The organism is Streptomyces sp. NPDC127190, from assembly GCF_042672505.1.
Classification (GTDB): Bacteria; Actinomycetota; Actinomycetes; order Streptomycetales; family Streptomycetaceae; genus Streptomyces.
The window spans coordinates 153,777-162,811 of the sequence record NZ_JBHXVE010000006.1 but is presented as its reverse complement, the minus strand read 5'-3'; the positions used below and the strand labels follow the sequence as shown (position 1 = coordinate 162,811).

The window sequence follows — 9,035 nt, the reverse complement described above, 5'->3', positions numbered from 1 at the left end:
GCGGGGGTGCGTTTCCGGGGGTGTGGGCGTGCGGGTGGGGGTGGGGGTGGCGGGGGGGCCCGGGGGGCGGGGGGGCGGGGCCGCGCCCCCCCCCCCCCCCGCCCACCCTCCTGGAGCGTCAGGCCGCCAGCGCGGCGGGCTGGTCGGCCTCGTCCAGCAGGTCGATCAGCGTTGCGCGGGCCCGGGCCACGCGGGAACGGACGGTGCCGATCGGGCAGTCGCTGATCGCGGCGGCCTCCGCATAGGGCAGGCCGAGCAACTGCGTGAGGGTGAACGCGTCCCGACGGTCGTCGGGCAGCGAGGCCAGCAGATCCAGCAGGGCGATGCCGTCGTCGAAACCGGGCAGGTCGCGCGGCTGGGCCAGTTCGGCGACCAGCTGCCAGTCCGGTACGTCCGCGAGGCGCGGGCGGGCGGCGGCGTACCGGTAGCTGTCGATCACCGCTCGGCGGGCGATGGACAGCAGCCACGCCCGGGCCGAGGAACGACCCTCGAACCGGTGCAGGCTGCCGAGCGCGCGCAGGAACGTGTCCTGTGCCAGGTCGTCGACGGCCTGGGGATCCCCGCAGAGATGGGCGACGTAGCGCTGGACGTCCCGGTGCAGGGCGCCCACGAACTGCTCGACCGCGTCCGCGTCACCGCCGCGTGCGGCCAGCGCCCACGCGGTGATCGATTCGTCGCTCCGGTCGCTACTGGCGCGCGAGGTGGGCAGGGCAGAGGTCATCACCTGGTGTCCTTCTCGGGTCAACCGTGATCCGGACCAGGGCACGCCGCAGCGCGCGGTCCGGCGAAAGGGGAAGAGACGGCCCTACGGCGTCGCAGTGGCGCTAGCGCGCCATGCAGGCGTACAGCGCCTGTGCGGTCGTACGGCCGTGGCCCGAGGCGCACACGGGGAGCCGGGCGGCCTCGGGAAAGCAGCTGTCTTCAGACGACAGCCGTTCCCACGGGCGGACCTCGAGAAGTGATCGCGTGGACGAGGAGCAGAAGACGCGGTGCCCGGGCCGAGCGGCGGCGCCGCAGACGGACGTCCGGACGGTCGGGAGTAGGGGGCAGGGCCAGCAGCAACCGCAGCGGCGCCGCCAGCCATCCGGCCGCCGCCCGCAGGATCCGGAATGCGGCCTTCTCGCCGTAGGCCAGCCACAGGCCACTGAGCACCGCGGCGAGCAGGTGGGCGGCGAGCATGCCGGACGACGACGAACCGCTGTCCATGGCGTGCCCCATGTGACCCATGGGGCTCATGCCCGTGTGGTCCATGTGCATGGCGCCCATGTCCATGGAGCCCATACGCATCGCGCCCATGTCCATGGCGGCGGTGGCACCGGACGGGCCGTACGTCGACTGGGCGCAGGAGAACGCCTCGTGGAGCGCCGTCTGAGCGGCGACCACGACCGTCACGATCAACGGCAGCCCGCGCTCACGCCCTGCCAGACACCAGCCCACGGAACCGGTCACGGCCCCGCCGGCGGCCAGCGCCCACGCGGGCACGTCGCTGCCGGACATCAGGACGTGGCCCAGGGCAGCGAGCAGCACGCACACGGCCGCGAACACCGCGGCCCGTGTCGCGCGAGCACACCACCCTGCTGTCATGGCGCCTCATCCTCGCATCCGGGCTTCGGTCGTCATGCCTGGGTACGGACATCCAGGGGGACCGTACTCAAGGCGATCACAGACTGCTGCCGCCCGGGCGGACCACCACCGCGACCGTCTCGACCGGCGCGCTGCGCTCGAAGTGCAGCGTGAACGGCACGAGGTCACCCACCCGCCGGCCCGCCCCGGCCCGCAGCGTCACGTCCACACCGCGCGGCGACATCGACAGCACGCCGCCCGCGGGCACGCCGGCCGAGGTCACGTCCGCCGCGGAGGCGGCCCGGCCGCCCAGCATGCGATGCCCGCTGAGGGCGATCCGGCCGTGCACGGCGGAGGACGTCACGCTCACCAACCGGTCGTCCGCGCCACCGACGTTGGCGATGTCGAAGAACGCCGCGGTGTCCGTGCTGTCCCCGTACGGCAGCAGGACGCGCCCGTTCGAGACGGTGATCCGGGCCGGGCTGCCCGCCTTCCCGGCCCCGGCCCAGGTCGCCAGCCCGCCCAGGGCGAGGCTGCACGCGGCCACCGGCGCGAGCGCGGCGAGAAGGGCGTCGGTCAGCCGACGGCGCGTGGGTCGCCAGGGATTCTCCGTCATCGGGTACGCCTCCGGGCGGGTGCGGGCTTGGGCTGCCAGGCGCGCAGCCGCAGGCTGTTGCCCACGACCAGCAGCGAACTCACCGACATCGCCGCCGCGGCGAGCATCGGGTTGAGCAGGCCGACCATGGCGAGCGGCACGGTCACGACGTTGTAGCCGAAGGCCCAGACGAGGTTGGCCCGGATCGTGCCCAGCGTGCGCCGGGCGAGCCGGACCGCGTCCGCCAGCGCCTCGATGTCCCCGCGTACCAACGTCACGTCGGCGGCCCCGATGGCCACGTCCGCGCCACTGCCCATGGCGATGCCCAGGTCGGCGCCGGCCAGGGCCGCGGCGTCGTTCACCCCGTCGCCGACGACCGCGACGCGGCGGCCCTGCTCCCGCAGGTCGCGGACGAGTTCGGCCTTGGCCTCGGGGGTGCAGCCGGCGTGCACCTCGTCGACGCCCAGGGCCGCGGCCACCGCCCGAGCGGGGGCCTCGCGGTCACCGGTGGCGAGCACCGGGCGCACGCCGAGGCGCCGTAGCCGGTCCACGGCCCGGTAGCTTCCGGGCCGTACGACGTCTCCGACCTCGATCAGGGCTTCGGCGGTACCGTCCACCCGGACCAGGACGGGGGTGTGGGCGGCGGCCTCGGCCACCGCCAGCGCGTCTGCCAGGGCGGTGGGCAACTCACCGTCCGGGGCGAGGACTTCCACCCGCCGGCCCTCGACCAGGCCGCGCACGCCCCGCCCCGGCGCGGCGGCGAACTCGCTCACGTCCGGCAGCGGCCCCTCGGGGAGGTGCCGCCGGGCGTGGGAGACGATCGCCCGGCCCAGGGGATGCTCCGAGCCGCGCTCGACGGCACCGGCCAGCCGCAGCACCGCCTCCTTGCCCAGTCCGCCGGGTACGACGGTGACATGGGCGACGGTCATGTGGCCGGAGGTGAGTGTGCCGGTCTTGTCCAGGACGACCGTGTCGATGTGCTGGAGCCCCTCCAGCGCCTGGGCTCCGCCGACCAGGACGCCCAGTTGTGCGCCGCGGCCGGTCGCGGCCATCAGCGCGGTCGGTGTGGCCAGGCCGAGCGCGCACGGACAGGCCACGACGAGCACCGCCACGCACGCGGTCACGGCGGCCTGGGGATCGGCCCCGGCACCGAGCCAGAAGCCGAGACAGGTGACGGCCAGCGTCAGTACGACGGGGACGAAGACGCCCGCCACCGTGTCGGCCAGCCGCTGCGCCCGTGCCTTTCCGGCCTGGGCCTCGGTCACCAGCCGGGTGATCCGGGCGAGCTGGGTGTCGGCGCCGACGGCGGTGGCCTTCACCAGCAGCAGCCCGCCGGCGTTGACGGCGCCGCCGACCACCGCCGCCCCGGGCCCGACCTCGACGGGCTCGCTCTCCCCGGTGACCAAGGACAGATCGACGGCCGAACTGCCCTCCGTCACCCGCCCGTCGGTGGCCACGCGCTCCCCCGGCCGCACGACGAAGACCTGCCCCGGCCGCAACCACTCGATGGGAACGCGCCGTTCGTCGTCGCCTTCGCGGACCATCACCTCTTTGGCGGCGAGTCGAGCCAGTGACCTGAGCGCGGCACCGGTGCCGCGCCGGGCCCGCGCCTCCAGGCACCGCCCCGCCAGGACGAACAGCGGTACACCGACAGCGGCTTCAAGATAGAGGTGCGCCGCGCCGTCCGCGGCCGCGGCCGCGGCCGCGGGCACCAGAGTGAACGGCATCCGCATGCCGGGTTCCCCTGCGCCGCCGAGGAAGAGCGCGTAGGCGGACCAGGAGAAGGACGCCACCACACCCAGCGACACCAGGGTGTCCATGGTCGCCGCCGCATGCCGCAACCCACGCGCCGCACGCACATGGAAGGGCCACGCGCCCCAGACGGCGACCGGCGCGGCCAGCACGAAGCACAGCCACTGCCAGTTGCGGAACTGAAGCGCGGGCACCATCGACAGCACCAGCACGGGCACCGCGAGCAACGCGGTGATCAGCAGCCGGTCCCGCTCCTGGCGGGCTTCCCCGGGCTCGCCCGCGTCCCCGCCCTCGCGGGTCCCGGGCTGCTGGGGCGGTTCGGGCAGGGCAGCGGTGTAGCCGGCCTTCTCGACGGCGGCGACGAGTTCCTCGGGGCTGGTCCGCGGCGGGTGGCTCACCCGCGCCCGTCCGGTGGCCAGATTCACGGTCGCCGTGACCCCGTCCACCTTGCCGAGCTGCTTCTCGACGCGCCGCACACAGGCCGCACAGGTCATGCCGCCCACGGTCAGATCGGTCGTCACCAGGTCGACGGCCACCGGTTCCCCACCCATCAGTGGCCACCCCCGTGCATGTCCCCCATGTCGTCCGTGCCGCCGCCCCCACCCCGGTCCGAGCCGGTGCCGTGCATGCCGGGGGCGACGGGCCCCGCGGCGGCACCGACGGCGTACGACGCCGTGAACAGCAGCGCCAGCAGGAGAAGGAATCCGCACAGGGCGGGCGGAGGCACGAGTCTCCGCACCACCGCACCTGCGCCGGAGGAGTTTTGCCGGGCCTCGTCCATCAACCGCGTCTCCAGATCACGTCCCTACGGCGTCGGTCGGATCGAGCCGCACTGCATCAGGAGTCGGGGCCTTCGGGGGTCGAGTTCCGGAGCGATGTTGTGGTCCGCGTCACGGGAGGGACACCTGTGTCCGGAGGTCACGGCGACGGAGCGGCGCGAAATGTAAGGCACCCTTTCCAGCAAGTCAGGTTTGCTTGACCTGATGGAAGGGAGACTTTACATTCATCGCCATGACACAACAGGGAGAGCAGGACCAGGTGACGCGCGCGGCCCGACGCGCGGTCCTCATCGACGGCATACCTGTGTCCACTTTGGGCGTGGTAGCCCTGGCACTGGGCAGCAACCCTCATCAGAGCACCGCCCAGAAGGCGTGGTGGATCGCCACCACCGCCGTCTTCACCCTCGCGATCGCCTGGGTGCTGCTACGGGCTTTCCGGCGCGCGGACGAATACCTGCGCAGGATCCAGCTGGAGAGCATGGCCATCGCGTTCGCCGCAGTCCTCGTGGCGCTGCAAGCGGCCACCCTGCTCGACGCCGCGGGCATCATCCAGCTCCATCAGCTCGCGCAGGTGATCCTCCTCGGCGGCGTCGCCATCTGGATGACGATCGCCGACCTGCGCACCCGTCTGAACCGGTGACGAAGCATTGTGAAAAACCGACTCCGCGAACTGCGTGCGGCACGCCGGTGGAGCCAGGCCGACCTGGCCGACCGGTGCCACGTCTCACGGCAGGCCATCAACGCCATCGAAACCGAGCGGTACGACCCCAGCCTGCCTCTGGCGTTCACCATCGCCGACGTCTTCGGCCTGACCATCGAGGAGATCTTCCACCCCGACCGGCCGGAAACGACGGACAACCCCACCTGACACGTGAGGGATGGCCGGGACGTCACGTGCAGGGACCGGCGTCGACACAGGCACGCCTGCGCCCGTGCGCGAACCGGACGGCACCGGTGCGGCAGTGGGGGCGCCGGCCTGGACAGGCCCTCACCTGCCGGCCGTCACCTGGCGGGACGGCCGGATCCAGACGTACGGCGTTCCGTCCCGGAACGCGCTGTGAACCGCTCCGGGACCCAAACGGCCATCCCCGCCCCTGCACGCTCGTCGCATGCCGGGACTGCTGCTGCGGCAATCCCCGCAAGCACCCCGGCATCGACCACGCCTGGCCGCTGGACCGGCTGCGCGCCGGCGCGGCGGAACACGGCTTCCGGATCCGTACGACGGACTGCCTCGGGCCTTCCTGCCGTACACCTGCGACCTCATCGCCCGCCTCAGCGGGGAACTGCGGTCCTGCGCAGTGGAGTTCACCGACGACCAGACCCCGCCGCCCTCCAAGGAATGAGCGCGGCCAGCTCCTGCGCGCCCTGTCCAGCCACGGCATACGCCACATCCCCTGCCTGCGCAGCCCCCGAGCAGCCGTTCGCACGCGGGCAAGAGACGGCAACGGTTTCGTCTCCATTGATCCGAAAATCATTTCCATCCAGCGTCGCGGATGTCGCCACCACGCGGCACTGAACGGCTGCCTCATGGCCGATGGCGAGCACCTGCCGCCCACGGACCTGTTCCCCGCCTGGGACACCTACGGCATCGACGACACCTGCGAGCACGAGGATCCCGCACTCGTGGCAGGCCCCTGAGGACCCGGGGCGGATCCGCTGTCGGTACAGGGCACAACGGAAGGTGCCGACACCTTCGAGGCCACCCGCCATGGCATGCAGAACCCTCGGTGGTTCTGCTGCCTACGGCGGGTGGCCATCGCCCTATCGGGAGCTGTACGGAACTATCGGGAGCTGTAGGGCAGGAGCGCCATCTCGCGTGCGTTCTTGACGGCCCGCGCGATCTGCCGCTGCTGCTGACGGGTCACATGGGTCACCCGACGGCTGCGGATCTTTCCACGGTCGGAGATGAACTTCCGGAGCAGATCGGTGTCCTTGTAGTCGATGTAGATGATGCCGGCGGCGTCCAGCGGGTTGGTGCGCTGTCGCGTGGCGGTCTGCCGCCGGGTGCTTGCGGGTCGGGGCATGGTGAGGTCGGTTCTCTCTTTCAGGTCACAGGGTCGAGCAAGCCGTCGAAGGCGTGCGGGAGTTGTTTCCAGCGGTCACTGCCCGCCGCGTACTCGTCGTCGGTGAGCAGGCATGAGTCGAGCAGGGCCAGGAGGCCGTCGCGGTCCAGGCCCGGCGAGGTGAAGGTGAGGTGCTGGCATCGGTCGCCGATTTCCGGGTGCCAGTCCACCGAGGCGGCAAGGCGGCGCTCGGCGGCCACCAACTCCCAGGCGGCGTCGGGCAGGGCGGCCAGCCAGGGGCCGACCGACTCCACGCACAGCGCGCCGCCCGCAGCCTCCCACGACAGCAGTGTGTCGGGGTGGTCCGCCAGCCAGAACCGCCCACGGCTGCGGGCGGCGGCGCAGGTCAGGTCCTCCAGGGCCGCGTACAGGCGCTGCGGATGGAAAGGCCGTTCGCGCCGCCAGACGAAGGTGCTCACACCGTGCTCGTCGCACGACTGCGGCAGCAGCGCGCACGCGGGATGCACACGGGCGGCGGCCGCTGCCACGTCGAAGCCCGCCAACAGCGCTGCCCCCAGGGCTCCGTCGCTCTCCACCCGTACGCTGCGGGCGCCCGGTGTGAGCTGGGCGAGCAGCGCGCGGTCGGTGTCGTCGGCGACCTCGCCGCAGGCATCGTCGTCGCCGAGGGCGATCACCGTGGGGTACTCCAGCTGCCGGGCGAAGGTGTCGGCGACCGTGCGCTGGTCGGTCGGTGCGGCGGCGAGGCCGACGTCGGCCAGGTCGTCGCCGTTGGACAGGTACGGCAGGACGAGTGCCGGGTCGACCGCGGTGGCGACCCCGGTCAGGGCCAGCGGTGCGCCCGCGGCGGCGATGACTGCGGCCATGGCCTGTGGTTCCACGGAGTCCCACAGTTCCACGACGGCCAGCCGGTACCTGCCCTCCGCCGCGAGCCGCAGCAGTTCGGGGACGAGGTCCTCGCGCAGCGCGCAGCACGCGCAGTCGTTCACCAGGGGTGCGTCACCACTGCCCCGCAGGCCGTCGGCGTCGCGCACCGTCCGGTGCACCGCGCTGTCCACGGCGGACGTCAGGTCGTGATGCAGCGCCACCGAGCCGGGGACCGTACGCAGGATCTCCGCTACGGCGGTCCGGCGGGCGTCGGCGTGCAAGCCGGCGACGATCGCGACCGGAAGCCGCGCCCCTCCCCCGCTCACGGCTTCCGCCCTCCGTGACCGTAGCGTCGCTCGAAGCGCTCGACCCGGCCCGCGGTGTCCAGGACCCGCTGGGTGCCGGTGTAGAAGGGGTGGCTCGCCGAGGAGATCTCGACGTCGATGACCGGATAGGTGCTGCCGTCCTCCCACTCGACGGTCTTGTCGCTGGTGGCGGTCGACCGGGTGAGGAAGGCGTAGTCGGCGGCCCGGTCACGGAAGACGACCGGGCGGTACTCGGGGTGGATTCCGGGCTTCACGGCTTTCAGCGTTCCTCTCGGAAGTCGACGTGGCGGCCGGCGGCCGGGTCGTACTTGCGCAGGGTGAGCCGGTCGGGGTTGTTACGGCGGTTCTTGCGGGTCACGTAGGTGTAGCCGGTGCCGGCGGTGGACCTCAGCTTGATGATCGGGCGCAGTTCGTTACGGGCCATGTGCACACCATACAAGAGATTGGTTTTCATTTTCATCTAGCGCTACTGTGGTGCCGCATCCACGCCAAGGAGGAACAGTCGTGTCCGCCCACTGCCAACTCACCGGCCGGCAGCCCGGCTTCGGCCACCACATCTCCCACTCGCACCGGCGCAGCAAGCGCCGCTTCGACCCCAACATCCAGAGCAAGCGCTACTGGTTGCCGAGCGAAGGCCGCCATGTCCGGCTCACGCTCTCGGCCAAGGGCATCAAGACGGTCGACGCGATCGGCATCGAGGCCGCGGTGGCCCGCATCCGCGCCCGGGGAGGGAAGGTCTGATGGCGAAGAAGAGCAAGATCGCCAAGAATGAGCAGCGGCGCCTCATCGTGGCCCGATACGCCGCGCGCCGTGCCGCGTTGAAGGCGATCATCGCGTTCCCCGGAAGCTCCGACGAAGAACGCGCCGCCGCCCAGCGGGAACTCCGCCGACAGCCGCGCGACGCCAGCGCCACCCGCGTGCGCAATCGCGACTCCGTGGACGGCCGCCCCCGCGGTTACCTGCGCACCTTCGGCCTGTCCCGCATCCGCGTACGCGAGATGGCCCACGCGGGCGAGCTGCCTGGCGTGACCAAGAGCAGCTGGTAACCCGGCACGCCAGAGGCCCACCCCGCACGCGAACGGCTCCCGCGTGCGGGGAAGGGCGGGGTGCGCAGCGCCATCGACCCGTCCAT

At 72.3% G+C, this 9,035-nt stretch carries 13 protein-coding genes and 1 pseudogene; 5 read left to right on the top strand and 9 right to left on the bottom strand.

What is annotated here, in order from left to right; translation table 11 throughout:
- Positions 1 to 118 precede the first annotated feature (118 nt).
- The 5 genes from ACFVIU_RS12630 to ACFVIU_RS12610 form a co-directional block, all read right to left on the bottom strand.
- Positions 119 to 724 (bottom strand): sigma-70 family RNA polymerase sigma factor, encoded by a 606-nt coding sequence (locus ACFVIU_RS12630; RefSeq protein ID WP_385842341.1) that lies wholly within the window; start codon positions 722 to 724, stop codon positions 119 to 121.
- A gap of 197 nt (positions 725 to 921) precedes the next feature.
- Positions 922 to 1,584: a hypothetical protein gene (locus tag ACFVIU_RS12625; protein WP_385842340.1), complete on the bottom strand. Its 663-nt coding sequence runs from the start codon at positions 1,582 to 1,584 to the stop codon at positions 922 to 924.
- 76 nt (positions 1,585 to 1,660) lie between these two features.
- On the bottom strand, positions 1,661 to 2,179 hold the full coding sequence (locus ACFVIU_RS12620; protein WP_385842339.1) for a copper chaperone PCu(A)C: 519 nt from the start codon (positions 2,177 to 2,179) through the stop codon (positions 1,661 to 1,663).
- Positions 2,176 to 4,461, bottom strand: a complete 2,286-nt coding sequence (locus ACFVIU_RS12615; protein WP_385842338.1) for a heavy metal translocating P-type ATPase — start codon at positions 4,459 to 4,461, stop codon at positions 2,176 to 2,178. Before ACFVIU_RS12615 ends, ACFVIU_RS12620 begins: the two co-directional genes overlap by 4 nt.
- Positions 4,461 to 4,691 (bottom strand): hypothetical protein, encoded by a 231-nt coding sequence (locus tag ACFVIU_RS12610; RefSeq protein WP_385842337.1) that lies wholly within the window; start codon positions 4,689 to 4,691, stop codon positions 4,461 to 4,463. The genes ACFVIU_RS12615 and ACFVIU_RS12610 overlap by 1 nt, the downstream gene beginning before the upstream one ends.
- Before the next feature lie 230 nt (positions 4,692 to 4,921).
- Here ACFVIU_RS12610 and ACFVIU_RS12605 point away from each other — a divergent pair, with 230 nt between their 5' ends.
- From ACFVIU_RS12605 to ACFVIU_RS12595, 3 genes and pseudogenes are all read left to right on the top strand, one after another.
- Positions 4,922 to 5,329: a hypothetical protein gene (locus tag ACFVIU_RS12605; RefSeq protein WP_385842336.1), complete on the top strand. Its 408-nt coding sequence runs from the start codon at positions 4,922 to 4,924 to the stop codon at positions 5,327 to 5,329.
- 9 nt (positions 5,330 to 5,338) lie between these two features.
- A complete protein-coding gene (locus ACFVIU_RS12600) occupies positions 5,339 to 5,557 on the top strand; it encodes a helix-turn-helix transcriptional regulator (RefSeq protein ID WP_385842335.1) in 219 nt (72 codons plus the stop codon).
- A 221-nt stretch (positions 5,558 to 5,778) separates the two neighbouring features.
- A pseudogene (locus ACFVIU_RS12595) lies at positions 5,779 to 5,928 on the top strand ((2Fe-2S) ferredoxin domain-containing protein); the annotation flags it as partial.
- Positions 5,929 to 6,470: 542 nt separating this feature from the next.
- On the opposite strand, the gene rpsR reads toward ACFVIU_RS12595, so the two are convergent.
- Genes rpsR through rpmG form a run of 4 tightly spaced genes read right to left on the bottom strand, consistent with a single transcriptional unit; the run spans position 6,471 to position 8,327 of the window.
- A complete protein-coding gene (rpsR, locus tag ACFVIU_RS12590; protein WP_385842334.1) occupies positions 6,471 to 6,713 on the bottom strand; it encodes a 30S ribosomal protein S18 in 243 nt (80 codons plus the stop codon).
- A gap of 20 nt (positions 6,714 to 6,733) precedes the next feature.
- On the bottom strand, positions 6,734 to 7,903 hold the full coding sequence (locus ACFVIU_RS12585) for a GTP-binding protein (protein WP_385842333.1): 1,170 nt from the start codon (positions 7,901 to 7,903) through the stop codon (positions 6,734 to 6,736).
- On the bottom strand, positions 7,900 to 8,157 hold the full coding sequence (locus ACFVIU_RS12580) for a type B 50S ribosomal protein L31 (RefSeq protein WP_385842332.1): 258 nt from the start codon (positions 8,155 to 8,157) through the stop codon (positions 7,900 to 7,902). Before ACFVIU_RS12580 ends, ACFVIU_RS12585 begins: the two co-directional genes overlap by 4 nt.
- 5 nt (positions 8,158 to 8,162) lie before the next feature.
- Positions 8,163 to 8,327 (bottom strand): 50S ribosomal protein L33, encoded by a 165-nt coding sequence (rpmG, locus tag ACFVIU_RS12575; RefSeq protein WP_385842331.1) that lies wholly within the window; start codon positions 8,325 to 8,327, stop codon positions 8,163 to 8,165.
- An 80-nt stretch (positions 8,328 to 8,407) separates the two neighbouring features.
- On the opposite strand from rpmG, the gene rpmB reads away from it, so the two are divergent.
- Positions 8,408 to 8,644, top strand: a complete 237-nt coding sequence (rpmB, locus tag ACFVIU_RS12570) for a 50S ribosomal protein L28 (RefSeq protein WP_385842330.1) — start codon at positions 8,408 to 8,410, stop codon at positions 8,642 to 8,644.
- The gene (gene rpsN / locus ACFVIU_RS12565) at positions 8,644 to 8,949 is read left to right on the top strand and encodes a 30S ribosomal protein S14 (RefSeq protein WP_385842329.1); all 306 of its coding nucleotides are present in this window, start codon (positions 8,644 to 8,646) and stop codon (positions 8,947 to 8,949) included. Before rpmB ends, rpsN begins: the two co-directional genes overlap by 1 nt.
- Positions 8,950 to 9,035: the final 86 nt, after the last annotated feature.

Excerpts from the sequence above, each read along its gene's own strand:
- ACFVIU_RS12625 (WP_385842340.1), bottom strand. The coding sequence starts at position 1,584 with ATGACAGCAGGGTGGTGTGCTCGCGCGACACGGGCCGCGGTGTTCGCG.
- ACFVIU_RS12620 (WP_385842339.1), bottom strand. The coding sequence starts at position 2,179 with ATGACGGAGAATCCCTGGCGACCCACGCGCCGTCGGCTGACCGACGCC.
- ACFVIU_RS12615 (WP_385842338.1), bottom strand. The coding sequence starts at position 4,461 with ATGGGTGGGGAACCGGTGGCCGTCGACCTGGTGACGACCGATCTGACC.
- ACFVIU_RS12610 (WP_385842337.1), bottom strand. The coding sequence starts at position 4,691 with ATGGACGAGGCCCGGCAAAACTCCTCCGGCGCAGGTGCGGTGGTGCGG.
- ACFVIU_RS12605 (WP_385842336.1), top strand. The coding sequence starts at position 4,922 with ATGACACAACAGGGAGAGCAGGACCAGGTGACGCGCGCGGCCCGACGC.
- rpsR (WP_385842334.1), bottom strand. The coding sequence starts at position 6,713 with ATGCCCCGACCCGCAAGCACCCGGCGGCAGACCGCCACGCGACAGCGC.
- rpmG (WP_385842331.1), bottom strand. The coding sequence starts at position 8,327 with ATGGCCCGTAACGAACTGCGCCCGATCATCAAGCTGAGGTCCACCGCC.
- rpsN (WP_385842329.1), top strand. The coding sequence starts at position 8,644 with ATGGCGAAGAAGAGCAAGATCGCCAAGAATGAGCAGCGGCGCCTCATC.